Here is a 23,329-nt window from a genome sequence, read left to right as displayed (position 1 = left end):
CCGGTCAGGAGGAGGGCTGCAACACGGGGGTGGCGGGCAGCGCGGCGCGCACCTGCGCCGAGTCGGCGACCCAGCCGAAGATGCCGCCCTGGGCGGCGACCATGTCGAGGCCGACCCGCTGGAACTCGGGAAAGTAGGACCCGACGCAGTCGGCGAGCACGAGGCACTCGTACCCGCGGTCGTTGGCCTCCCGGACGGTCGTGTGCACGCACACCTCGGTGGTGACCCCGGCGACCAGGAGGCTGCGGATGCCCCGCTCGGCGAGCAGGGCGTCCAGGTCGGTGGCGTAGAAGGCACCTTTGCCGGGTTTGTCGATGACCGGCTCGCCGGGCAGCGGCCTCAGCTCGTCGACGATGTCGTGGCCGTACTCGCCGCGGATCAGGATTCGGCCGTTGGGCCCGGGGTCACCGATGCGCCTGCTCGGCGCACCTCGACGGAGTTTGGCCGGCGGGCAGTCGGACAGGTCGGGCAGGTGCCCCTCGCGGGTGTGGATGATGCTCAGGCCGATGGCGCGGGCGTCGGCCAGCAGCGCCGCGAGCGGGGCGATGGTGCAACGCAACTGGCCGACGTCGTTGCCGAGGCTCTCACCGAACCCGCCGGGTTCCAGGAAGTCGCGCTGCATGTCGATGACGAGCAGCGCCGTGGTGGCGATGTCGAAGGCGTACGGACCGGGCCGCGCGGTGGCGATGGTCAGCATGGGCGCACCTCACTTGGCCGTGGCGGCGATGACGTCGTCGGATGTGGTGACGCAGCCGAAGACGCCGCCCTGCATGGTGACCATGTGCAGTGCCGCGTCGTGGTTGGCCTTGTCGGTGGCGCCGGTGCAGTCGGCGAGGATGAGGCACTCGTACCCACGGTCGTTCGCCTCGCGCATGGTGGTGTGTACGCAGACGTCGGTGGTGATACCGGTGAGGATCAGGTGGGTAATGCCCCGGGTCCGGAGGACCAGGTCGAGGTTCGTGGCGTAGAAGGCGCCCTTGCCCGGCTTGTCGACGACCACCTCGCCGGGCAGTGGGGCGACCTCGGGCACGATCTCCCAGCCCGGCTCGCCCCGGACCAGGATCCGACCGGCCGGACCGGCCGAGCCGATCTCGGCGCCGATACGCGCCGAGCGCCACCGCTTGTTCGCCGGGAGGTCGGACAGCTCCGGCTCGTGCCCCTCCCTGGTGTGTACGACGAGCATGCCGAGCGCGCGGGCGTGCTCCAGCAGGCGGACGGTGGCCGGCAGACCGGCCCGGGTGAGCCCGATGTCGTAACCCATCGCGTCGACGTAGCCGCCCGGTCCGCAGAAGTCGGTCTGCCAGTCGATGCAGAGCAGTGCGGTACGCGCGGTGTCCGCCACGCCGTCGTACGGCCACGGATAGGGGTTGGCCGGTACCGGCCCGATGCTGCCCATTCTCTCGCCTCCTGTCGTGATCGCGGTTGTCTGTCCGCCCTATTGCCGGACGGCCGCGCCCCGGTACGCCCGCCATCCGCCGGCAGCGCTGATGTCCTCGGCCGGCGGGCCGGCCGCGTACGCCTCACAGAGGAAGCCGAGCACGTCCCGCCCGTCGTGCAGCCGGACCCAGCCGAGCGAGAGCGGAGCCGGCACCCCGGCCAGCAGCCCACCGACCGCGTGCCCGGGCAGTCGCCACAGTTCGACCTCGATGGAATGGCCGGCGGGCCCGCCCGGCGCTACCCGCACCAGACCGGGCAGCCCTTCGCCGTCCGGGGTGTCCATCCGGAACAGCCGGTAGAGCGGGGCGGTGCGGGCGGCGCCGACGAGGAATGCCCCGCGCCCGACCAGCTCGGCGTTACGCGACTCGCCCGTCAGGTGCCGGCCGACGACAGCCACCAGTAGCTCGGCCGCTGCTGGGACGACCTCGACCGCTGCGCCGGGCGCCTCGCCCTCGGTGAGGGTGGCGGCCAGGCGGGCCAGTGTGGTGTCGGTGAACGCCGGGCCGACCAGGGTCAGGCTCGCCGGTCGTCCGGCGCTGGTGAAGCCGTTGGGCACTGTCACCGCGGCCAGGTCGAGCAGGTTCGCGAACTGGGTGTAGCGGCCCAGCATGGCGTTACGCCCGATCGGGTCCTCGGCGATCTCGTCGAGCGTGAACGTGGTGCCGACGGTGGGCACCACCAGCACGTCGATGTCCTGCCAGAGCTGGTCGACCTGCGCGCGCAGCTCACGCAGGCGGTGCTGGCCCCGGAAGGCGTCGACCGCGTCGTGGCGCCGCCCGGTCTCCAGCACGGCCCGGGTGACCGGGTGCACGGAGTCCGGGTGCGATCGCAGGAAGTCGTCCAGGGCGACGAGTCGCTCGGCCACCCAGGGCCCGCGGTAGAGCAGGTCGCCCGCGTCGAAGAAGGCGCCGAGCGGCACCGACCGGGGCGACCCGACGAAGGTCCGCAATCGTTCCACCCCCGCGGCGAACCGGGCCTCCTGCCCGGTGTCGCCGAAGAACTCCAGGTCTCCTGAGTGGGGCACCCCGAGGCGTAGCGTTCCCGGCATGCGGGCAACCACCTGCTCCGTCGGCAGCGGACGCCCCCAGGGGTCTGCCGTGGTGACCGCACGGGCCGCGTGCAGCACTTCGACGGCCCCGGCGACGTCGGCGGCGAAGACCGACACGCAGTCCAGCGAGCGGCAGGCCGGGACCACGCCGGCGGTGCTGAGCAGTCCCCGGGTGGGCTTGAGGCCGACGATCCCGTTGAGCGCCGCCGGCACCCGACCGGAGCCGGCGGTGTCCGTACCCAGAGCGAAGCTGACCTGGCCCGACGCCACCGCCACCGCGGAGCCGGAGCTGGAACCCCCGGAGATCAGGCCGCCGCCGAAGACGCTCTGGCAACTGCCGTACGGCGAGCGGGCCCCGGTCAGGCCGGTGGCGAACTGGTCGAGATTCGTCTTGCCGACGAGCAGCGCGCCGGCGTCGAGCAGCCGGCGCACCACCGGAGCGTCCTCGGCCGCCAGGTACCCGAAGTCGGGGCAGCCCGCAGTGGTGGCCATGCCGGCCACGTCGATGTTGTCCTTGACCGCGAAGGGGATGCCGTACAGCGGCAGTGCCGGGTCACCGTGACGGGTCAGCGACCGGGCGCGCTCACGCAGCCGGTCGGCCGGGACCGTGCTGATCCAGACCGGCCCCCTGTCGCGCCCGGCGAGCCCGTCCAGCACGCGTTCGGCAAGGTCCGCCGGGGTCAGGCTGCCATCGCGGTACGCCGACCGAAGGTCCGAGATCGATCCTACTGGATCTGGCATACAGTCGATTGTCGACTGTTCTGTTACGGCAAACCGCGCGCTACGTAACGACGATATGACGGCGCGTGGCGCGAGCCATCCGGCCGACCTTCGCGCTCCACACCTCAGCCGAGGTACAAGCGGGCTCCGTGCCCGGTGAGCACCGTGAGCACCTCCTCCGGGTCTCCCCCGACGACAGCCTCGTACAGCCGCTCGTGCCGGTGAACCCCGTCCAGCGGCTGCGCCATCTCCGCTTCGCGGCGCAGGTTGACTGCCATGTAGAGCTGCAACTTCACCAGGACCGAGCCGTACACGGCGGAAAGTTGCCGGTTGCCGGCGAGCGCCACCAGCTCAACGTGGAACTGCCGGTGCGACTCGGCGACCGCCAACCGGTTGCCGGCCCGGGTCGCCTCCCTCATCCCATCCAGCGTCGCCCGCAAACCGGCCAGATCGCTCTCCCGGCCGACGGGGATCCCTGCCCGCACCGAGAAACGCTCCAGCACGTCACGCAGCTCATACAGCTCCCGCACGTCGCGGTCCGACAATGTGGCTACCCGCACCCCACGCCGGGGCACGTGCTCGACCAGACCCTGCTGGGCGAGCAATCGCAGCGCCTCCCGCAACGGCGCCCGACTGATCCCCAGCCGGCGGGTCAGCTGCTCCTCCACCAGGCGTTCACCCGGGTTGCTCTTGCCGCTGAGGATCTCCCGGGTCAGCCGGGAGACGGCGAGGTCCACCAGACTGACGCTCTCCAGCTCACCGTCCACAGTCGATGCGACCCCGTCGTTCACTCCGATGAGTCTGCCACCTGCTCCCCGGCGGCGGCGGGCTGCCAGACATCGGCGGGGCGTCGTCCTCCGCATTGCCATCGACAGTTCAGGATGCCGGCTGCCACGGAACGCCGAACACCGAGCGTGACGACTCGTCGTGTGCCTGCGCGCACTGTCTGCGGCCACTTGAGTTAATCCTTTGCCCGTTGTCACCTCGATGCGGATGATCTGGTCCGCGGGCCTCTCGCGTACCGGACATGTGGACTCAGCAGCACCTCGGGGGCTGGCCCCGAGAATGCCCGAGCGGTCGCCGACCTTCTTATCCGGTCCCGTCGGGCCGCAGTCGGCGCCATCCCTGCTGCGGTATGGCCGATGGAGGACGCTGGCAGCCGACCACTGGCGGTGCTGGCTCTGGATGATGACTGGGTCGACCAGCTCTATGTCGACCCGGCCTTCACCGGCCGGGGGGTTGGGCACCCAGCTCATCGAGTTCGCAAAGTCCCACCGCCCTGCGGGACTTCAGCTGTGGACGTTCGCGACCAACACCGGGGCGCAGAGGTTCTACCTTCGCCAGGGTTTCACTGTGGCTGAAACGACCGACGCGTCCGGCAACGAGGAGAATGCGCGCGACATCCGCTTTGTTTGGACGGCGCCACCGTAGCCGCCGAGGCAATCGCTCAACGACATGTGCGGACACCGCCCTACCGCCTCCCCGGGCGCCAACGCTGACCCCTTCGCAATCGGCGAAGAGGTCGCCATCCTGAACTGCCCGGTCAGGGCGTTGCCCCTGGGATCGGTGTCTCAGCTAACGGAACCAGCTACTGGTCCGGCACGGCGGGCGTGGAGGGATCCGGGTAACCCATGACGGGCCAGCAGGTCCACCAGTTCTGTGCCACCAATGAGCATCAGCGGCTTGCCCTGGGCGAATTCGTAAGAGCCTGGGCCGAAGCCCGAGGTAATGACGAGAATGCCCGCTCCTTCGCGGCCCGGACCAGCTCGGCGGCTTTCGCCTCCGCCGACGCCTCCGCCGACTGCTCCGCCCGCTTCTTGCCTCCAGTCTGGTCGTTCAGTGTCGCAGTCATCACGGCACCCTCCTCACCAGGCACAACGCCGGGCAGGTCAGGCCGGAAACACGTTTAGATCCAAGACCCACCCCATCAGCCCGGAAGGGCCTTCGGCGGACCTCGTTAGCTGTGGCACGATCCCGGACGTGGATCAAATTGGGATAGGGTGACATGGCACTCGACGTCACTTACGGCCGACCTGAGTTGCTGGCGGTACGTTCTGCGGCCCGCGAGGGTGACTGGCCCGGCCTGATGGATGCGATCACGGTCGGCGTATCCGATGACGAAGACCGGTCGGACCGTGTCGAAGTGGCCGTGCAGACCTTGATCGGGCGATGGAAGGTCATTGTCCCGGCCCAGTTCGAGCAGTACATCGCCTCGCTCGGAGCAGACGCTACCGGGTATCTACTGCGGGGCGCGCTAGAAGTCGAACGGGCTTGGCTGTTACGCGGCGGGGCTCTTGCCCGCTACACCCGCACCGAGCAGATGTCGGGCTTCCACCACGGTCTGCACCGTGCCGAGGAGATGCTGCAGGCGTCGGCCGCGCTGGCGCCGGCGGACGCATCGCCCTGGGTGTGGCTACTGCAGCTGGCGCGAGGGCTGGAAATCGGCCCGGACCGTACCGCTGAACGCCGCGAGGAACTGACCAAGCGCAGCCCCTACCACTTTCGTGGGCACTATCAAGCAATTATGTCCGTCAATCCTCACTGGGGATATTCGGCCGCTTTCACGGCGCAGTGCGCGCGGGAGTGGACCGACGGGCACCCAATCGGGTCCCCGACTCACGCGTTGATCCACATCGCGAATTTCGAACGCTGGCGTCGCGACAACACCGGCACCCCGCTGCGGAAGGACCTCGACGCTCTCGAACGCGCCCGACAGGCGTCGACTCGGATGAACCTGGCAAGCTGCGAGCGGCCCGGCGAAATACTCGCTCACAACTACGCCGCCGCCTGGTTCAGCGTCATCGGCGACCGAAAATCGGCCAACCCGCACTTTGCCTTGATCCGGGGCCGGGTGACCCGATGGCCGTGGAACGACGTGAGCGCCAGCCCCATGGCCGTCTACCGCGTTCACCGGCTGCGGGCAGCGCTCGGCATCTGACCCAGAGTGCCGTTAGAGTGCCGCCAATAGACGCGGTGTGAGCCACTCGACCAACGCGCTGACCATCCGAATCTGCCGCCTACCGTGCGCAATGCTCTGCAGGATCAGCCAGATGGTCGCGGAGCCGATGACGCCGAAGGCCGCGGCGGTGAGCTCGGAGCCGAAGGATGCCCGCCGGAGATGATTCCGAGCATCTCCGATGGGCCGAACACTGCGGATCCCTCATGGAGCGGTTTAGCGCCGACCCCACGGAGCGCGCCGGCATGAGGGCCCGGCGCCCACACCCACCAGGACGGGGCGAAACCATCCCCTCGGCTCAACGCCAGCGACACACCAAGCTGGTAGTTGTGACGCTCGACGGCGACGGCAGCCATGTCGACGTCCTCGCTGTCGAGGGAGGGCCCGCGGAAGCGCTTGACCTCGAGGAAGAGGAGGTTGTTGGTGCGGCCGCCCCGCCCCCTACGATGGATCACTAGATCGGGGCGCATGTGGGTGCCGTCCGCCGGGTTCCGGGTCTTGCGGCGCGCGGCCGTACCCTCGCGGTCATACTCCGCATCGACGTCCCAGAGGCCGTCCGCACGGTTGGCAAGGTGGTGGCCCAGGCGGAAGCACAGCGCGGTCTCACCCACGCCGAGGTCGAACAGCTGCCGGTCCTGTTCGTAGAGATCCTGCAGGGCCTCCTTGAGCCACCTGAGCGCCGCCGTCACGCGTTGACTCAACGCGAGCGTGCAGGCGCGCGGCCTCCCCCGACCCACGTTGCTCGACTATCAGCGGCCGAGAATACCGGCCCCTCGCGCTCGACCACTGCGCAACGTTGACAAAGGTTGACAACCTACACTTACCGAAAGTCACGCTCTTGGCCTTGTCACACGTCGGCTCCCCCGGGGAGTCCACTCGGGTCGCCTCGAACCGAACCGGTGGCGACCCAGGTGAGTAACCAGCCGACCAGTCATCCGACTCCACCGGGTGCGGCTGGAGTACCAAGCGCGGTTCAGCACCAGAACGCCTGACCCCCGTGGTCGAGTTGCGATGATTTTGCGGTCAACCGCGCGGCGCTCGGTCCGCAGGAGTGTCGAGACGCCGAGCTGCACGGCTCGGCGGCGCGGGGATGGTGCCGTCAGTACGAGTCGTGGCCGCCGCAGTCGCAGTCGCAGCCTTGGATGTGCGGCGGTGGAGCGTGAGAGTCATGACCAGCACGACCAGCGCTCCGACGATCAGCCCGAGGATCGCGCTGGCCACCGTGTTGACGAGCCAGCCGATGAGCCCGCCGAGAACACCCGTGGCGTCGTGGGCGGCGACCTCCACGTGGTGCACGGCCTCGTACAGGAAGTGCAGGTTCAGCTCGTTCGTGCCTAGCAGCAGGATGTGCCCGCCCACCCACAGCATCGCCGCGGTGCCGACCACCGTCAGCACGGTGAGGACCACCGGCATCGCCCTCACCAGACCGCGGCCGAACGTGGCGACGGCGCCGGAACGTTGCGACAGGCGCAGCCCGGCGTCGTCCATCTTTACGATCAGGGCCACCACGCCGTACACCAGGACGGTTATGACGACGGCGACGACAGCCAGGATCACCAGGCGGGACCAGAACGCCTCATCGATCACCTCGTTAAGGCTGATGACCATGATCTCCGCCGAGAGGATCAGGTCGGTTCGTACCGCCCCGGACACCAGTGTCGTCTCGTCCTGCACCTTCTCCTCGCCCGCGCCGGAGGCACCGTGATGGGCGATCTTGGCCCACACCTTCTCCGCGCCTTCATAACAGAGGTAGGCGCCGCCGAGCATGAGGATCGGAGTGAGCAGCCAAGGCACGAACTGACTGAGCAGCAGCACCGCCGGCAGGATGATGAAGAACTTGTTGCGCAGCGACCCCACGGCAATGCGCTTGATAATCGGCAACTCGCGCTCGGCCGCCAGGCTCCGCACGTACTGCGGCGTGACGGCAGCATCGTCGACGACGACACCCGCAGCCTTGGCGCCGGCCTTCGCGGCGGCCGCCCCGACGTCATCGATCGACGCGGCAGCGGCCCGGGCCAGCACCGCCACGTCATCCAGCAGGGCTACGAGTCCACCGGCCAAGGGAGGGTCCTTCCAGGGGTGCACAGAGTTCGAACTGGCATATTCTCGCTCAGGTCTCTGCGCGCGGCACGCCACCGCCCGGCCGTATATCGGGCGAGAGCTCGAGGTGCTCGGCCGACGACCCGCCACCACCGCGCCCGGGTCATCACCTGGTGCCAGCTCAGGCCGAACCCGTCCGCCGCAGTCACCGTCAGCCAGAGTCGGCGTAGATGCGTCTCGGTCGCTGTCCCGGTCGGCCGCGGATGCCCCTGATCGGCGGGATCTTGTCGACCAGGGGCAGTAGTTGGGTGACGTCGTGACGGTTGCCGCCGTCAGGGACGCGGCGACGGGAATGCCGCCCCGTCGGTGCTGACGTGGTGTTTCTGCTCCGCCTCGGCCAAGCCCAAACTGCGCGGCTGCCCACGCCGCCACCGCAATCGTGCAGGCCAACCTCTCGTCCTGCATCACATCCAAGCCAACCGGTACGCAGGACGAAGGCTGAATGCTCTTGGCTCGGATCGTATTGACTCGGATGTTCTTAGGTCGTACGGTCCTGAGCATGGTCATATCACCTTCCCCAGATTGGACAGGCCCGCTGCCCGAGGCGACTCCGCCGACGGACATGGCGCTGTACCGTCTGCCCACCGGCACATATACGACGCGAGCCGTGTTCGCCGTGACCGGAGGGTCCGTACGGGACAAGCGGGATTTCGCGGCCACCGCCGTGCTCATCTCCCACCCGAAGGGGGACCTGCTCATCGACGCGGGGTTCGGCGAGCACGTGGCGGAGCACATCAAGATGCTGGCGCGCATGGAGCGTGCTCCCCACCGGCCCAGCCGGACCGCGGCGCAGCAACTCGATGCGGCCGGCTATGACCGGTCCCGGCTTCTGGGCGTGCTCGTCACGCACGTGCACTGGGATCACGTCAGCGGCCTGGACTCCCTGCGGGTGCCGGTGTGGATCAACGGGTCCGAGATCCGCTACGGCGCCGACGACTCGCACGGCAGGGTGTTCCGCGCGGTGTCGCAAGGCCTGGAGATCCGGGAGTACGCCTTCGACGGCCCGGAGTATCTCGGCTTTCCGGCGAGCTTCGACTTCTACGGGGACGGCTCAGTGATCGTGGCCCTCGCCGCAGGGCACACTCCGGGTTCTGTCGTCGTGTTCGTCACGCTGCCCTCCGGTGAGCGGTATGCGTTCATCGGCGACCTCACCTGGCAGATGGACGGCATCTCCCGTGGTGCGGAACGCCCGTGGTTGATGCGCCGCGTCGCCGATGTCGACGCCAACACCGTCCGGGTCGGCCTGCAGCGCAGCATCGCCCTCAGCCGCGTGCTGCAGGTCGTTCCGGCCCACGATGTCGCCGCGTACGACGGCATCCCGCTCCTGCCGTCCCGGTTCCCGAGCGTGAGACTGTGACCATGCCTGCCTCACCCGCCTCGAGCCGCCCCGATCCGACGAGCGACGACGAGGCACCGCAGCGCCCCACTCTGGGACCGGGGCCCGACTCCGAACTCACGTGGCTGCTCCACCGAGCGGCCCAGCGGATGCACGCACTCGTCGGCGCGGAAGCAGAACGCCACGGCCTGTCGCTGCGCGACCACATCGTCCTCAGCGCTCTGCACAAGACCGCCGATCTCACCCAGGTCGAACTCGGGCAAGCCCTCGGCATGGACAAGACGACTCTTACTGCGGAGATCGATCGGCTCGAGCGCATGGAACTCGTCTCACGGCGCGTCAACCCGCGAGACCGGCGGGTCCGCATCGTCGCCATCACGCCGAAGGGCGATGCGGCGCGGGCGGCTATCGCTGCCGGCGCCGAAGCTCGTGAGGCCGACGCGGTCCGGCCCATCCCGGCGGCCGAGGTCGCACAGCTGCGACGGGCCCTCTACCTCATCATCGGCTCGGCCGAAGATCCGGGATCGTGCATATGAACGCTTCCGAAGACGTGGCCGACCGCATCACCGCCGGCCGCGCCGTGTATGCCCGCCACCTCAGCGAGCCAGAGGACGAAGCCGAGAGCATGGTGGCGGCGCGAGCCGGCGCACCGTACGCCCGGGAGGCTTTCTCGCGGCCGGCGGACCCGGATGGTCCGAAACGGAACTGACCGACCGCGACCGCAGCGTCGCCGTCATCGCCGCCCTCGTCGGCCAACACGTCGTCGATGCCCGGCTGATCACCTAGTTGCAGATGCCTCGAAAACCGACGCTGTCCGTGTTTGTCACATGACTTGAAGTGATGATGACCAAAGTTAAGCTGCCCTGACGTGCGCGAGCCGGTCTTTGCCGATTCCGGAGGTGTCACCACGATGGACAGCCGACTAGCACGTCCCGCAACTCTCCTGTTGGCGGCGCTGTGCGCACTGCTGCTGCTCGGCGTCGACGCGGTGCTGGGTACGGTCGCGCCGGTCCGGGCAGGTAGCGCCACCGCGACAGTCAGCGGCACTCTGACCGAACGGTCCGGCCGACCGGCCGGCCAGGTCAGGGTCACCCTCGCGCCGGACTCCGGCGCCGAGCATCCGACCTACTCGACCACCACGGACCGGGCCGGCCGGTGGCGGGTGTCCGGGGTGTCGGCCGGGCGCTACCGGATCACCAACCAACTGCCCGGCGTGTTCCGGCCCCGCTACTACCCGAGCCGGCTCGGGTTCCCCTGGGGAGCCGTCACCGTGCCGACCCGTGGCCGGCTCGTCGTTGACGACGTCCTTCCTCCGGCCGGCCGGATCCGGTTCGTCGCAGCCGACGCGGCCACCGGCGCCGAGGTGCGAAACTTCTGTGTGCAGGACCCGCTGGAGCTCGGCCTCATCTGCACCAACCCCGCCGGGACCTTCCCGAACGGGTACGTCGACCTGGAGGTGCCGCCCGGCCACTACCGGTTCACCGGCTTCGCGAACGACGGCGTACACGAAGGCGGGATGGTCGAGGCGACCGCGGTCGCCGGGCGGGTGACCCACGCGACGCTGCCGGTCCAGCCGCCCGGTAACGAACTGCGCGTGACACTGCGAGACCGGGCGACCGGCGCACCGGTGCCCAACGCGGGACTCATCGCCATCTCGGTGGACAAGCGGTTCCCCGACATCTATGACGCCAACGAGATCTCCGACGAGAACGGGGTGGTGCGGTTCCGGAGCCTCCACCCGGACCGGTACAACATCTGGGCCGGCGGCTCGGCCGAGGGGCACGGCGCGCAGTGGGTCGGCCCGAGCGGTGGCACCGGCGACCGGACCAAGGCATTGTCGGTCGCGCCAGGGCCCGGGATCACCACGCTGCCCGACATCCTGTTGGACCGGGCTGGGTCGATCACCGGGTCGATCACCGACGCGGTCACCGGCCAGCCGGTGTCGGTGACCGTCGCGCTGACAACCTACGATCCATTCTGGTACGAGACCACCTGGAAGGTTCCCGGCGACGGCTCGTACACCTTCAGCGGGCTCGGCCCGTACGAGTGGTCACTGGCGTTCATCCCACCGGGCAACGGCGGCGCCAACAGCGTCTACGCCACCCAGTGGTCCGGTGGGGCGCCCAACAGCGTCAAGGCGACCCGGATCAAGGTCGTCGCAGGCGGTATCACCGTGGCAAACGAGCGAATGAGCGCCGGCACCGCCGTCTCCGGCCAAGCCAACGGCCTCCCGGTGTACGGCTACAGCTACCCCGTCCACGTCTACAACGCCGACACCGGCGACATCGTCGCGGTCGACGAGAACGTCGAGGACGGCCGGTACGACGCCCGACTCCTGCCCGGCCAGCGGGTCCGGCTATGCCTGCACCCCGACCGCTGCTACCCGGACTACGTCCGGCAGGTCGACGCGTCCGCCATCCGGGTGGGCACCTCGCCGTTCACCGTCAACTTTCCCGGCCAGCGGGGCTGAGCCGGGACGGGCACCGGCGCCGCCCGCGCACCCCGGTCCGGGCCGCGTCAGCGTTCATTGCCGACTTCCGCCAGGCGAGTGCGCAGGTCGGCAGGCTAGGTGAACGTGTAGCCGCAGGCAGGGGTGGGCGAAGTTGAGCGCCGTTCGTTGCCGTTGGACACAGTTCAAGGCCGCTCGGGGCACCTCGCTGCTCCCAACCTGCTCGGCCTAACCGGCTCGCACCGGACCGCCGACCGCCGACCGATCGTGAGCTGCCGGCCCAGTGCTGTCGTTGGCGCCAGCACTGACTACCGCAGCTGCATGGGTCGATCGGTGATCACGCTCATGATCGCCGCACCCGTCGGCGGCATGTACGTACGGGAACCAAAGGCGTAGAGCCGTACCAGCGTGGAGCTGGGTGGGCCCGGGTCCTGGGAGAGCGCCGACCCGCGTCATCCTCACCAACCCCCGCTACACGTGCCGGCAGGTCTGGGAACAAACAGCGCAGGAACGAGGACCTCCTGGACGTCGACGACGTCGTTTTCACGGAGCTGACCCGCGACGGTACTGCGCCGTTCGTCGCTGCCCGGACGATGCGTCGGTGGATTCTCGTCGAACGCGCCACAAGCGCCGTCGCGGTCTGCACCGGGCCGGCCTTTCCGGGCTCGATCGCGGGCACCAGCAGGGCAACGACTTGGCCGAACGTCGGCTGGACCCTGGGTGTCACCACTGACGAAGGCCGGAAACTTGCTTTCAAGGTCTTCTCCGACGACGACCATCTCGACCGGCTAGAAAAGCTCATTGAGCAAGGCGCGGCCGAGGAGATCAAGTTGCTTCCCGAGCAGGCCGAGGTGCCAGCCCTTCCCGACCTGGGCGCTGCCGAGTCCGCACGCGGGGCTGCGGCGGCTCAGCGCTTCCTGCCGTCGGACTGGCGCACCAGTGAGGAGATAGCCGCCGCTCACATACGGGCGCTCGGCTTCGCCGATGCGGAGCTGACCGGTGGCAGCCGCGATGGTGGCCTCGACGTTGTCGCCAGGGCCGGTGTCGCCCAGGTAAAGATGCAGGCGCAGCCGGTAGGTGCCCCGCAGGTGCAGCAGCTTCGCGGTACTCGACCGCACTCACCACATCACCTGTTCTACTCGACATCCGGGTACACGACCGCAGCGCGCGAGACAGCCGCGGAGATCGGCGTGTACCTGTTCACGATCGGCCGGGACGGGACGGTGTCACCGGTCGGTGACGCAGCCGCCGACCTCGCCGAGACAGGCGTACACGACCCAGACGCGGTCCGGGCAGTCACCGCGCGGCAAATCGTGCACCAGTACTGCCAAACTGTCGGCGACCGGATCACCGCCGCAATCAACGCCATCGATTCCTCCTCGCCACGCCACACCGGCCGGTACCCGGGACATCCCGACCGGGCGAGGCGGTACCTGCTCCAAGCGGTGAACAACCTGCTCGAGGCCCCCGGCTCATTCGAGTCGCTTCGGTCCGCAGCCGTGTACTACCACCACACCGAGCTGCTAGCCCACGTCTGGTTCCGGGAGATGGGAGTGCCGTACCCGGATGGCGAGCACCTGCGCCGCGAACCCGACACCCTAGACTCGTTCTACAACTGATCAGCGGCTCGTCGGGGCCGGATGCCGGCGATGTCGGGTCTCTGGACAAGCGCTGAAGTCGCGATGATCTTTACGGGGCTGGAGGCATCTCTCGCCGGCGGCGGGTGTGCTGACGTGGTCCACACGGTGGGAGCTGTGCTGCGCACCCTGCTATCGCAACAAATTCGCTGGAGCGGGGGACCCAGCGGGTTCATTCTGTCTCGCGATGGGCTGTGAAAACGACGGCTGCTCGCACGAGTGGCATTATGCGCCGTACCGCACCGGGCTGGGCGCGCTCCAGCGCGGCCAGGGTTCCGCAGTGGCCTGGCTGCAGGGTCAGCCGGATCACGGGCACATGGTTTACACCTGTACCACTCGCGACACCCGGTGGGACTGGCAGGTCGACGACCGCTACACGTACCTGGCTCGGCTGCTGCACGACCTGCGCCTCGACACAGCCCCACTGGTCGCGCAGCTTTACGCCTGCGGCCCGTACCGCCCCTGGCCCCAAACGGACCCGACCGATGATGACAACCAGTTCAACCTTGCTGTCGGTATCTTGGAGGCGCTCGCCCGCAAAGGGAACACGCAGGCACACGAGACGCTGTGCGGATACGTTCGTGACGGCATCCGCTGGATCGATGGCCTGACAACGCTGGCCTCCAGCTGGCCCACGGAGTGGTGGGACGGCCTGTGGGAGACCGCAGCCACGCGTATCAGGCGCGAAGATGTGGCCGAGGTACTGCCAGCCGCTGAGCCATGGCTGCGCTGGCGGGGTCGGGATCCGAGGATCGACACCGTGCTAAACGCCGCGCAGCGCAGCCGAAAGGATGCTCAAGGTCGCCGGTTCGACCTCTCGACCGCCAGTGACGCCGAACTGATCGCGCTCCTACAGGCACCGGACATCGGCCGGGCCATGAAGGTGACCGCACTGCACCAGATCCGCCGCAGAGCACGGCCCGTACCGGAATTGCTCGACGTGGTCGAGCAGTTGGCCGCCGAACGGCATGCCGGACTGTTTGGTGCGCTCCGTGTCCTCGGCCGGCAGGTCCTCCCGGCTGCACGGGGCTGGGCTGTCGACACCGAGCACCCGCTGTTTGACGCCGCCGCACACCTCCTCGCCGAGCACGGCGAGGAGCAGGACATCCCGCCAATCCTCGCCGCACTCGACCGGCTCACCGACGAGTGGTGCGGCCACGACCGACTCACCGAGGGCCTGGCCCGGATCCTCACCGGTTCCCCATCAGCCTCCCAGGCCGACCTGCAAGCAAACCTGATCCGCCGGCTGCGCCGATTGACCATGGCATCGCCACACAGTTACGAGCGAGGCAGCTATCTGCGCAGCCTGCTGCTTCTTGATCCGGACAAGACATCTGCCGTGCTGCCGTCTTGTCTCCTCGACTGTGAGCCGGACGTCCGGCTGTTGGCCGCTCAACACGCCCCGCTCACGGACCAGACGCAACGCTGGCTGCTCACGCTACGCGACGACCCTATTGAGGAAGCATCCGTTCGTCAGGCCGCAGCCGCGCGCCTCAGCGGGAACTGAAGCCGCGCACACCCCTTAAATGCGCTTCACGACCCGACGATTCCTACGAAGAATGCCGGAGCTAACATCCGCCCAACGGCATGTGCAGACGCCGCCCTACCCCTTCCCTGCTCCCCCAATCGGGCTCGCACCGGGTCGCCGACCGCCGACCGATAGTGAGCTGCCGGCCCAATGCCTTGGCCTGGGTGCGCCGCTAGACTGGGTCGCGTGCGCACCATCGCAAGTGGCCCATTTCCTGTTGCGCCCCTGGCGACGAGGACGACCTCGAACCTCAGGCACAGCCACTGATCGCCGAGATGTAGCGACGGCGCGGCGCCGCCCGGGATCCGGACGCCCCGAGGCGCCGGATCCCAGGCACGGCCGAACCGCTGGCCCACAAAGGTGTCAGCAGCAGCGAAGGCAGCTGTCGGCGTACAGATCGGAGTGCAGGGGTAGGTACGCCGTTACGTACAAGGATCCACATGGCGACGGAGCTCAGGATGGTCGGGCCGAGTTTTCCTCGTCACTCAGGCGGAATTACTCCGTCCGGCTATGCTCGGTTACCCCATCGCAGACGCATGCGCGCCGCAACGCGGCAAATCCGGATGCCGTGCGTCTTGACCGCCTTCGGATCCAATAGGCGCTGATCGCCGCCAGCAACTCCGAGAGCTTTTTGCCGTTCGCGGCGCTCTCGTACGCGGCGACCATCGCGCCGGACCGAACGCCGACGTGACGGTTTCGGCGCTGGATCGACCCCGTCGCCGGCCGACGCCAGCGGCTTGTCAGATGAAGTGGACACGCTCACAAGGATTTCCGATCCCCACCCTCAGGTCGTCACCCCCGCAGTCACACGGCGTATCTCACACGATCTTGACCGAGAGGCGCCGCCTCTTCGGGGACGACTCGGGGTGGCGATCGGCTCAGTGGTCGAGGGCGGCCATGTTGGTTTCGTCGTAGCGGTCGCCAGTGGCCGGCGTCAGGTTGTCCAGTCGGGCGATCTGGCCGTCGGTGAGGCTGATGCGGTCGGCGGCGGCGTTCTCCTCCAGCCGGTCGATGCGCGTGGTGCCGGGGATGGGGGCGATGTCGTCGCCCTGGGCGAGCAGCCAGGCGAGGGCGACCTGCGCGGGCGTGGCCCCGGCCTCGGCGGCGACGGCGCGGACGTCGTCGACGATGCGCATGTTGCGTTCGAGGTTGCCGCCGGCGAAGCGTGGGTTGGTACGGCGCCAGTCGGCGGCGTCGAGGTCGTCCAGCGTGCGGATGCCGCCGGTGAGGAACCCGCGGCCCAGCGGGGAGTACGGGACGAGGCCCACGCCCAGCTCGCGCAGGACCGGCAGCACCTCGGCCTCGGGGTCGCGGACCCACAGCGAGTACTCGGACTGCACCGCGGCGATCGGATGAACCGCATGCGCCCGCCGGATCGTCGCGGGCCCCGCCTCCGACAGTCCGATGTGGCGGATCTTGCCCTCGGCCACCAGCTCCTTCAGCGCCCCGACGGTCTCCTCGATCGGCGTGTCCGGGTCGCCCCGATGCTGGTAGAAGAGGTCCAGGTGGTCGGTGCCGAGGCGGCGCAGCGATCCCTCCACCGCGAGCCGGACGTTGGCCGCGGTGCTGTCCGCGCCGGGGCGGCCGGTGTGCGAGACGAGGCCGAACTTGGTCGCGAGAACGACCTCGTCCCGGCGGCCCTTGATGGCGCGGCCCACCAGTTCCTCGTTGACGTAGGGGCCGTACGCCTCGGCGGTGTCGATGTGAGTGACGCCGACGTCCAGGGCCCGCTGGATGGTGCGGATCGACTGGTCGTCGCGCTGACCGGCGCCGGTGTAGAAAACCGACATGCCCATGGCACCCAGACCGATGCGGGAGGTCTCCAGCCCGCCGAGCGAGGTGATTCTCATCGTGGTGGTCCTCTTCCTGTGGTAGGCGCGACCGCATTAAGTTCCGGTCGGTCCAGAACGCTAGCACATCTGGACCGATTGGTAGTAAAGTCGCCACCAAGGAGGGAACCAGCTGGTCGTAGCGGCCCGCCGACCCTGCCGGCCCCAAATCGAGGAGGATGCCGTCATGAGTGGACCCCAGAGCACAGTGTTCGGCCGCCCCCGAGCGTTCGACATCGACGAGGCCCTGGAGCGCGCCATGCAGGTGTTCTGGGCACGGGGGTACGACGGCACCAGCCTCACGGACCTGACCGGCGCGATGGGGATCACCAAGTCGAGCATGTACGCCGCCTTCGGCAACAAGGAGCAGCTTTTCCGCAAGGCCGTGCAGCGCTACGCCGAGGGGCCGGCCTCCTACGTAACGCGCGCCCTGCGGGAGCCCACCGCGCGGGCGGTAGCCGAGGCGTTCCTCCGGGGAGCCGTCCGGACGACGACGTCGCCCGGCCGCCCCACGGGATGCCTGTCCGTTCAGGGTGCGCTGGCGCTGAGTGAGCAGGGCCGGCCGGCCCACGATGTGCTGGTCGGCTGGCGCATCGATGCGGGTGACCAGCTCGAGGCGCGCTTCCGGCGCGCCGTCGAGGAGGGCGACCTCTCACGTGACGCCGACCCGGGACGCCTAGCCCGATATGTCATGACGACGGGATTCGGCATCGCCGTCCAGGCCGCGAATGGCCTCGGGCCCGACACGCTCGACGAGATCGTCGACACGGCACTGCTCGCCTGGCCGACGTGACCACCCCGCTACTCGCTTGACGGCTGCGCTCGGGAGCGTTCATCAAGCCGCGCCAAATTTCTGTACCGATCAGATCACAAATGCTCGTAGGGCTCTCTACCGGCGCACGGCACAAACACGCGAAAGGCGATAGACACGTGATGGGAAAACCCGGGAGCTCGACCGAGCGATCACTCGTGAGACGCCCGCTCGGCGTCGGAATCGTGGGGCTGAGCGCGTCGGGTGGGTGGGCGGCCGGGGCCCACCTGCCCGCGTTGTCGGCAGTCGACGGCATCGAGCTCACCGCCCTGGCGGCGAGTTCCCGCGCGTCGGCCGCCGCGGCTGGCGCCGCGTTCGGGGTGCCGGGCTACGCCTCGGTCGAACAACTCGTGAAGGACGAGAACGTCGACCTCGTGGTCGTCGCGGTCAAGGTGCCCCGGCACCGCGAGCTGGTGTTGCCCGCGCTACGGGCGGGAGTGCCGGTGCTCAGCGAATGGCCCTTCGCCGTCGACCTGGCCGAGGCCATGGAGATGGAAGGCGCCGCTCGCGACACGCGTACCTTCATCGGCTTCATGGGCGCTCCTCGCCCACCATCCGCTGGCTGGCCCGCCTTGTCGCCGACGGGTACGTCGGGGACGTGCTGTCCGCGACGGTGCTGGCGTCATCGATCGAGTGGGGCAGCCCGGTCTCCGAGCGGATGCGATACACCCTCGATCGCACGCTCGGCGCCACGATGCTCACCATTGCTTTCGGAAACGCCATCGACCTGGTGTCGATGGTCGTCGGTGAGCTGCAGGACGTGGTCGCCTCGACGGCGACCCGGCGCCCCATCGTTCCGCTCGGCCGCACCGGACAGACAGTCCCGATGACCGCCGAGGACCAGATCGCCGTCTCCGGCGCACTGCCCGACGGAGCGATCCTCTCCGTCCATCACCGTGGAGCAACGGTGTCCGGGCCTGGGTTCTCCCTGCTCATCGACGGTACCGAGGGAACTCTCGAAATCACCTCCGCGAGCGGGTATCCACACCTCGGGCCCGTCACAGTGCTCGGCGCACGAGGTCGCGCCCCTCTGTCGCGGCTGACACTGCCGGATGGTCACGACGACTACCCCCACCTGGCCGGAACACCGATTCACAACCTGGCGCACACATATGCAGCGATCCGGAACGATCTCGTCGACGGCACCGCGACCGCCCCGGATTTCGCCCACGCCGTCAGACGTCATCGGCTCCTGGACGCGATCGTCCGATCGGCCGCCGAGGGACGACGCGTGCCTCTCGCGGAACTCTGACAAGGAATTTCCCGGAATGCGCTGGACGGCTTCACCTCCGGCGATCACCGCACTGGCGCCTCACGATCACCCCAAACAAGCCAATTTCGTACGGAAGGGTCAGTGTTGATGACCGACAACGGCCTGCGCGACTGGTATCTGCGATACATCGCGGCACTCAACGCCCACGAGTTCGGCGGCATGGACGAGTTCATCTCCGAGGAAGTCCTGCTCGCCGGCGAGCCCGGCACCCGGGACACCGTCGTCGAAGTCCTCGAGGGGATCGTCGACGCCGTGCCGGACATCCACTGGGAGATCGAGGAGATGTTGTTCGACCGCGACGGCATCGCCGTTCGCCTGACCAATACCGGCAGGCCGGCCAAGGAATGGCTCGGCGTTCAGCCGTCCGGGGCCTCATTCAAAATCGTCGAGTACGCGATCTACAAGGTCCGTGACGGCAGGTTCATCCACATGACCAACCTGCACGACTCTGGCGAGATGCTCCGTCAGCTGACCGCTTGACATCTCCGGAAGGCTTGGGCCGGCCCGCGGATCGTCGGCAGCCACCTCGGACCTGCTCTACCTCGGGGCGAGACGCGGGTCTGGAATGTTGAAACTGACCGCTCCCTGGGTACGGCAGGACCGCTAGGGCCTGTCCTGCCGATCATGGAACGGTGAGGCACGAGGTCTTGGCTAGAGTCTCGCCGTGGTTGTGGTCAACATGGTTGAGAAGTTCGGCGTGGACGATTTCCTCGAGCGCTCATGGGACCTGCCGTCAGAGGTCATCGAACCGCTGCGCGCGCATGTCGAGGTGACGCCCGACGGGTGGGTCATGGACGTGTGGCCCATGACAGCGCAGCTCGCCGTCATCGTGCAGCCGTGGGTTGACGAGCCTATCGATGTCGGGTCGGGTTCCTGGTTCGTCCGCTCTGCCCAAATCGCTGCTTGAGTCGAGTCATCGGTGTCATTAGAGCCAGATGATGGCGGCGATGAGGACAAGGCTGGCCCGGTAGGGGGATGCGCGTTTGGCGTATCGGGTGGCCAGATCACGCCACTGCTTGAGGCGGTTGAAGCAGCGTTCCACGACGTTGCGCTTGCGGTAGGTCGCCTTGTCGAAGGCTGGTGGTCGCCCGCCGGCTGTCCGTCTTCGGCTGCATGAGCAAGGGCGAACGCAACCGCATCAAGCTGCGCGTCCGGACCGCCATGGCCGCCCAGACCCTCCTCGAAGGCCGGTACCTCGGGGGGCGTCTCCCATACGGCTAGACCCTGCAGGACCTCGGCCCTCACCCCAACCCGGCGAAGGCAGCCGACGGCAAACACCTCGCTACCGGGCGGCTCTGGACGCCGGGGCCGACCCCTCGATCGTCAGCAAGTGGATAGCCCAGACACAAGCTGAACGGACCCGAGCCGCAACCGAGCTGCACACGGGGACGTCCGCCGCACCACGCCGAATGACCCAGGCAGAGATCACCGCGCTGGTTCACGCTCTCGGGAACATCGTCACCGTGCTCCGCGACGCGGACCCCGCCGACAAAGCCGAGGTCTACCGCCAGCTGGGCCTGCGGCTGACATACCACCCTGAAGCGCAAAGGGTGCACGCTGAAACCGATCTCAGCGCGCACCGTGGGCCTATGGGTCGTGTCCGAGGGCCTAGCTGCGGTGGTGACCTCCGAAGAGGTCACCACCAAGGACGCGCTGGTCACGGCACCTACAGTGGGATCGGTGTCTCAGCTAATGGTCCCAGCTACTACTTCGGCGCAGCGGGAGCGCGCGACCAGACATCGATGTACAGCGGAGCCGTCACTGTGACGATCAGCGACCCGCGACCGGGGGACACAAGCATGCTGGAAGCAGCAAGCCCTGACCACTGCGGTATCGAGGCGACAATCGGTCGGACTGCCTCCTTCAGCTTGTGCGGCGAACTCGGAAAGGGCTCTGGATAGCGGAGTGAGGCCACCGCGGCATCGGCATCTACATCGCCGACTACCCCTCAACAGCCGGCCTACAGGTCGGCCTTCGTCACCCGGGAGGATTCGTACGTCGTGGAGGCCGGGGGGAGGCCCGACACGGTGGAGACGTCCTTGACGAGCATGCCGGTCGTGGCGTCGATGGTCAGCACCTCGCTGCCCTCGCCGCCGAACACCTCGGGGCCGGCGGTGATCGTCAGCGTGGCGTTGCCGTGGGTGGTCGAGTTCTTGACGCTGACCGCGGAGATGGTGGACAGCAGACGCAGCACACCGGACCGGACCTGCGTGTTGCCGTCGCCAGCGGACAGCGCTTGGGTGCTGTACGTCCACAGGGCGTTGTCGAAGTGCCGCTGAACGGCCTGAGGGCTGTACGGCTTCGGCTCGGCGTTGCCGCCCTTCTGCTTGATGATGACCTGGACGTCCGCCTGCTGCTTGTCCCACACCGCCTTCTGCGCTGCGGGGTCGAGGCCCACCAGCGGATCCTTGGCTGCCTTGAGCATCTGGGTCCGGCCGTCGGCCGGGCTGCTGTCGGCCGCGGCGATGGCGGCCTTGAGGAGCGGAGCGTAGCCGCCGTCCGTCATCTGGTCCTGGTGACGGGCGATCGCACGCTTGATGTCCTTCACGCTGTTGCCCGTATAGATCGCGTGACCGTCGGTGTACAGCGTGTAGACGACCTGCATGGTCTTGGTGCCGTGGACCTGCGTCGCCTTCACCAGCCACGCGTCACCCGCCGCCGGGGTGACCGTCCTGATGGACCCGGCCAGGCTCATCAGCGGCGCGCGCTCGGCCGACCCGTCGACTGTGGTCGAGCTCGAAATGGCGGCTGACGAATCCTTGCTGGCCTCCACGCCCCCGGTCGCCGACGAGTTGAGCACCACAGCGACAACTGCCGCCGCGGCGGCAACCCCCACCCCGGCGCCGATGCCCAATCGGCCCGCGATACCGATCCGGCGGCGGCGCTGAAGCGCCGGGCTGGATTCGTGGTCCCGCGTGGTTGTCGTCGTCTCCATGGTTGACGTCGCCTCCATAGTCGTGTCCTCCGCTGATATCGCGCCCAGCAGCCGCACCGTTCCGGGGTCGGCCATAGCCGCCCGCAGCACCGCCCGCGCCCGCTGATACGCCTCCGGGCGTAGTGGTTCTGCGCTGCCCAACGCACCGACCAGATCGAGCTCGTCGGTCATCGGTGTCTCTCCTTCGCGCTGTTGCGGTCCTTCAGAAGCGCGGACACCCCCGGGGCGTCGCGCAATGCCGTCCTGGCCTGGCTCAGCAGCCGCCGCGCGGTGCCGGCCGGTATGCCGAGTGCCCGCGCGGCGTCGGCTGCGGTCAGGTCCTCCCAGGCGACGAGCCTCAGGACCTCCCGCTCTTCGGGTTTGAGCCGCGTCAGGGCCGACCGGAGCACCGCCCGGGCATCCACGCCGAGGTCCACCGCCGACCACGGATCCCATCCAGTAGCCACGTCCGGCACGTCCGCGACCAGGTCCTCGGCCGGCCGGGACCGCCAGTAACGCCGCAAGCGATTCAATGCCACCCCGTACAGCCACGGCCGCGCATCGTTGTACGACCGGTCGTACGATCGCCGCGACTCGAACGCCGCAACCCACACCTCGCCCAGCAGGTCCTCAGCTGCATCCCGCCCAGCCCGGCGAACGAGGTACGAACCGACGGCGGCCTCATGACGCTCGACCACCTCTACGAAGGCGTCGACATCGCCATCCAGCGACCGGCCTATCAAATCCGCATCCGAAGCCATGGCCCTCCTCGGCAAAGTCCGCGCTTCACCCTGACATTGCCGATCAGACGGGAAAGTGTTCAGGCGCCGAGACCGACGGCAAGCGATCGCCCCATAGCGACCTCGCGGCGGCATGAGCGGCTGCGGCGCAGTCAGCGGTGGGCCCAAGTGTGGCGTCCAGGACAGGGCCGGAGGGCGAAGTCGGGAGGTAGAGGCAGCGTCGCGGCAGCGAGGCTTCCGACGAGCGGCCCGCCGGGCTACGTGGTGGTCGAGAACATCGACGACGCCGTGGTGCTGGGTAGCAACACCCGGCTGGAGACCTGGGACGGGCCGGCCGACTTCGATCCGGCCGGCTGGGACCGCAGCCACGTCCTCGAGGTGCTCTTCGAGTCGGGCATCCTCGGGTTCTCCACGGGACGCCGGCCCGGCATGAAACCCGATCGGCACGGTGCGTGAGGGTCCCGTCGCGGTGACCGCGCCGGACCGGCCACCCGCGACCGGGCCGACAGTGGCTCTAGTCACGATCTTCGGGCCGGAACGTCGTGACAAGC

At 68.5% G+C, this 23,329-nt stretch carries 20 protein-coding genes and 3 pseudogenes; 12 read left to right on the top strand and 11 right to left on the bottom strand.

What is annotated here, in order from left to right; all coding sequences use genetic code 11:
* Positions 1-4: 4 nt before the first annotated feature.
* The 4 genes from V6U86_RS14355 to V6U86_RS14340 form a co-directional block, all read right to left on the bottom strand.
* Positions 5-697, bottom strand: coding sequence for a cysteine hydrolase family protein (locus V6U86_RS14355; RefSeq protein WP_334503141.1), 693 nt, complete (start codon positions 695-697; stop codon positions 5-7).
* 9 nt (positions 698-706) lie between these two features.
* On the bottom strand, positions 707-1,396 hold the full coding sequence (biuH, locus tag V6U86_RS14350) for a biuret amidohydrolase (protein WP_334503138.1): 690 nt from the start codon (positions 1,394-1,396) through the stop codon (positions 707-709).
* 39 nt (positions 1,397-1,435) lie between these two features.
* Positions 1,436-3,226, bottom strand: a complete 1,791-nt coding sequence (gene atzF, locus V6U86_RS14345) for an allophanate hydrolase (protein ID WP_334503136.1) — start codon at positions 3,224-3,226, stop codon at positions 1,436-1,438.
* Positions 3,227-3,330: 104 nt separating this feature from the next.
* The gene (locus tag V6U86_RS14340) at positions 3,331-3,996 is read right to left on the bottom strand and encodes a GntR family transcriptional regulator (RefSeq protein WP_334503134.1); all 666 of its coding nucleotides are present in this window, start codon (positions 3,994-3,996) and stop codon (positions 3,331-3,333) included.
* A gap of 1,214 nt (positions 3,997-5,210) precedes the next feature.
* On the opposite strand from V6U86_RS14340, the gene V6U86_RS14335 reads away from it, so the two are divergent.
* Positions 5,211-6,143 carry a hypothetical protein gene (locus V6U86_RS14335; RefSeq protein ID WP_334503132.1) on the top strand — a complete coding sequence of 311 codons (933 nt, stop codon included), beginning with the start codon at positions 5,211-5,213 and terminating at the stop codon, positions 6,141-6,143.
* Positions 6,144-6,247: 104 nt separating this feature from the next.
* Here the strand turns inward: V6U86_RS14335 and V6U86_RS14330 are convergent, their stop codons facing one another.
* From V6U86_RS14330 to V6U86_RS14320, 3 genes and pseudogenes are all read right to left on the bottom strand, one after another.
* A complete protein-coding gene (locus tag V6U86_RS14330) occupies positions 6,248-6,850 on the bottom strand; it encodes a hypothetical protein (protein ID WP_334503130.1) in 603 nt (200 codons plus the stop codon).
* A gap of 334 nt (positions 6,851-7,184) precedes the next feature.
* A complete protein-coding gene (locus V6U86_RS14325; RefSeq protein ID WP_334503128.1) occupies positions 7,185-8,222 on the bottom strand; it encodes a DUF808 domain-containing protein in 1,038 nt (345 codons plus the stop codon).
* A gap of 193 nt (positions 8,223-8,415) precedes the next feature.
* Positions 8,416-8,584, bottom strand: a pseudogene (locus V6U86_RS14320) (transposase); the annotation flags it as partial.
* A 239-nt stretch (positions 8,585-8,823) separates the two neighbouring features.
* On the opposite strand from V6U86_RS14320, the gene V6U86_RS14315 reads away from it, so the two are divergent.
* The 5 genes from V6U86_RS14315 to V6U86_RS14295 all read left to right on the top strand — a co-directional run bounded on the left by V6U86_RS14315 (position 8,824) and on the right by V6U86_RS14295 (position 15,190).
* On the top strand, positions 8,824-9,618 hold the full coding sequence (locus V6U86_RS14315) for an MBL fold metallo-hydrolase (RefSeq protein ID WP_334503126.1): 795 nt from the start codon (positions 8,824-8,826) through the stop codon (positions 9,616-9,618).
* Between the two features lie 2 nt (positions 9,619-9,620).
* Entirely contained in the window at positions 9,621-10,133 is a 513-nt protein-coding gene (locus V6U86_RS14310; RefSeq protein WP_334503388.1) for a MarR family winged helix-turn-helix transcriptional regulator, read from the top strand.
* A 374-nt stretch (positions 10,134-10,507) separates the two neighbouring features.
* The gene (locus tag V6U86_RS14305) at positions 10,508-12,067 is read left to right on the top strand and encodes a carboxypeptidase-like regulatory domain-containing protein (protein WP_334503124.1); all 1,560 of its coding nucleotides are present in this window, start codon (positions 10,508-10,510) and stop codon (positions 12,065-12,067) included.
* A gap of 572 nt (positions 12,068-12,639) precedes the next feature.
* Positions 12,640-13,665, top strand: coding sequence for a restriction endonuclease (locus V6U86_RS14300; RefSeq protein WP_334503121.1), 1,026 nt, complete (start codon positions 12,640-12,642; stop codon positions 13,663-13,665).
* A 205-nt stretch (positions 13,666-13,870) separates the two neighbouring features.
* Positions 13,871-15,190 (top strand): hypothetical protein, encoded by a 1,320-nt coding sequence (locus V6U86_RS14295; protein ID WP_334503118.1) that lies wholly within the window; start codon positions 13,871-13,873, stop codon positions 15,188-15,190.
* Between the two features lie 899 nt (positions 15,191-16,089).
* Here the strand turns inward: V6U86_RS14295 and V6U86_RS14290 are convergent.
* Positions 16,090-17,061, bottom strand: coding sequence for an aldo/keto reductase (locus tag V6U86_RS14290; protein ID WP_334503114.1), 972 nt, complete (start codon positions 17,059-17,061; stop codon positions 16,090-16,092).
* 166 nt (positions 17,062-17,227) lie between these two features.
* Here V6U86_RS14290 and V6U86_RS14285 point away from each other — a divergent pair, with 166 nt between their 5' ends.
* The 5 genes and pseudogenes from V6U86_RS14285 (at position 17,228) to V6U86_RS14270 (ending at position 20,031) form a co-directional block, all read left to right on the top strand.
* Positions 17,228-17,833 carry a TetR/AcrR family transcriptional regulator gene (locus V6U86_RS14285; protein ID WP_334503112.1) on the top strand — a complete coding sequence of 202 codons (606 nt, stop codon included), beginning with the start codon at positions 17,228-17,230 and terminating at the stop codon, positions 17,831-17,833.
* An 80-nt stretch (positions 17,834-17,913) separates the two neighbouring features.
* A pseudogene (locus V6U86_RS33380) lies at positions 17,914-18,354 on the top strand (Gfo/Idh/MocA family oxidoreductase); the annotation flags it as partial.
* Complete coding sequence (locus tag V6U86_RS14280; protein WP_442934938.1) at positions 18,306-19,103, top strand: Gfo/Idh/MocA family oxidoreductase; 798 nt, start codon at positions 18,306-18,308, stop codon at positions 19,101-19,103. The pseudogene V6U86_RS33380 and the gene V6U86_RS14280, both read left to right, overlap by 49 nt.
* 108 nt (positions 19,104-19,211) lie before the next feature.
* Positions 19,212-19,604, top strand: coding sequence for an ester cyclase (locus V6U86_RS14275; RefSeq protein ID WP_334503107.1), 393 nt, complete (start codon positions 19,212-19,214; stop codon positions 19,602-19,604).
* A gap of 184 nt (positions 19,605-19,788) precedes the next feature.
* Complete coding sequence (locus V6U86_RS14270; protein WP_334503105.1) at positions 19,789-20,031, top strand: hypothetical protein; 243 nt, start codon at positions 19,789-19,791, stop codon at positions 20,029-20,031.
* An 18-nt stretch (positions 20,032-20,049) separates the two neighbouring features.
* Here V6U86_RS14270 and V6U86_RS14265 read toward each other — a convergent pair.
* The 3 genes and pseudogenes from V6U86_RS14265 to V6U86_RS14255 form a co-directional block, all read right to left on the bottom strand.
* A pseudogene (locus V6U86_RS14265) lies at positions 20,050-20,223 on the bottom strand (IS5/IS1182 family transposase); the annotation flags it as partial.
* An 861-nt stretch (positions 20,224-21,084) separates the two neighbouring features.
* Positions 21,085-22,230 carry a hypothetical protein gene (locus tag V6U86_RS14260; RefSeq protein WP_334503103.1) on the bottom strand — a complete coding sequence of 382 codons (1,146 nt, stop codon included), beginning with the start codon at positions 22,228-22,230 and terminating at the stop codon, positions 21,085-21,087.
* Complete coding sequence (locus V6U86_RS14255; RefSeq protein ID WP_145780037.1) at positions 22,227-22,799, bottom strand: RNA polymerase sigma factor; 573 nt, start codon at positions 22,797-22,799, stop codon at positions 22,227-22,229. The genes V6U86_RS14260 and V6U86_RS14255 overlap by 4 nt, the downstream gene beginning before the upstream one ends.
* 243 nt (positions 22,800-23,042) lie before the next feature.
* On the opposite strand from V6U86_RS14255, the gene V6U86_RS14250 reads away from it, so the two are divergent.
* A complete protein-coding gene (locus V6U86_RS14250) occupies positions 23,043-23,234 on the top strand; it encodes a hypothetical protein (protein ID WP_334503098.1) in 192 nt (63 codons plus the stop codon).
* Positions 23,235-23,329 lie beyond the last annotated feature (95 nt).

Origin of the sequence: Micromonospora sp. CPCC 205558, assembly GCF_036902955.1 — a bacterium.
In the GTDB taxonomy this organism is placed as follows: Bacteria; Actinomycetota; Actinomycetes; order Mycobacteriales; family Micromonosporaceae; genus Micromonospora.
The sequence above is the reverse complement of the archived record's forward strand: the minus strand, read 5'-3'. Positions and strand labels throughout refer to the sequence as shown.

Bases quoted from the DNA above. Each gene is read 5' to 3' on its own strand.
- V6U86_RS14355 (WP_334503141.1), bottom strand. From the start codon at position 697: ATGCTGACCATCGCCACCGCGCGGCCCGGTCCGTACGCCTTCGACATC.
- biuH (WP_334503138.1), bottom strand. From the start codon at position 1,396: ATGGGCAGCATCGGGCCGGTACCGGCCAACCCCTATCCGTGGCCGTAC.
- atzF (WP_334503136.1), bottom strand. From the start codon at position 3,226: ATGCCAGATCCAGTAGGATCGATCTCGGACCTTCGGTCGGCGTACCGC.
- V6U86_RS14335 (WP_334503132.1), top strand. From the start codon at position 5,211: ATGGCACTCGACGTCACTTACGGCCGACCTGAGTTGCTGGCGGTACGT.
- V6U86_RS14315 (WP_334503126.1), top strand. From the start codon at position 8,824: ATGGCGCTGTACCGTCTGCCCACCGGCACATATACGACGCGAGCCGTG.
- V6U86_RS14310 (WP_334503388.1), top strand. From the start codon at position 9,621: ATGCCTGCCTCACCCGCCTCGAGCCGCCCCGATCCGACGAGCGACGAC.
- V6U86_RS14305 (WP_334503124.1), top strand. From the start codon at position 10,508: ATGGACAGCCGACTAGCACGTCCCGCAACTCTCCTGTTGGCGGCGCTG.
- V6U86_RS14300 (WP_334503121.1), top strand. From the start codon at position 12,640: ATGCGTCGGTGGATTCTCGTCGAACGCGCCACAAGCGCCGTCGCGGTC.
- V6U86_RS14295 (WP_334503118.1), top strand. From the start codon at position 13,871: ATGGGCTGTGAAAACGACGGCTGCTCGCACGAGTGGCATTATGCGCCG.
- V6U86_RS14290 (WP_334503114.1), bottom strand. From the start codon at position 17,061: ATGAGAATCACCTCGCTCGGCGGGCTGGAGACCTCCCGCATCGGTCTG.
- V6U86_RS14285 (WP_334503112.1), top strand. From the start codon at position 17,228: ATGAGTGGACCCCAGAGCACAGTGTTCGGCCGCCCCCGAGCGTTCGAC.
- V6U86_RS14280 (WP_442934938.1), top strand. From the start codon at position 18,306: ATGGCCCTTCGCCGTCGACCTGGCCGAGGCCATGGAGATGGAAGGCGC.
- V6U86_RS14275 (WP_334503107.1), top strand. From the start codon at position 19,212: ATGACCGACAACGGCCTGCGCGACTGGTATCTGCGATACATCGCGGCA.
- V6U86_RS14260 (WP_334503103.1), bottom strand. From the start codon at position 22,230: ATGACCGACGAGCTCGATCTGGTCGGTGCGTTGGGCAGCGCAGAACCA.
- V6U86_RS14255 (WP_145780037.1), bottom strand. From the start codon at position 22,799: ATGGCTTCGGATGCGGATTTGATAGGCCGGTCGCTGGATGGCGATGTC.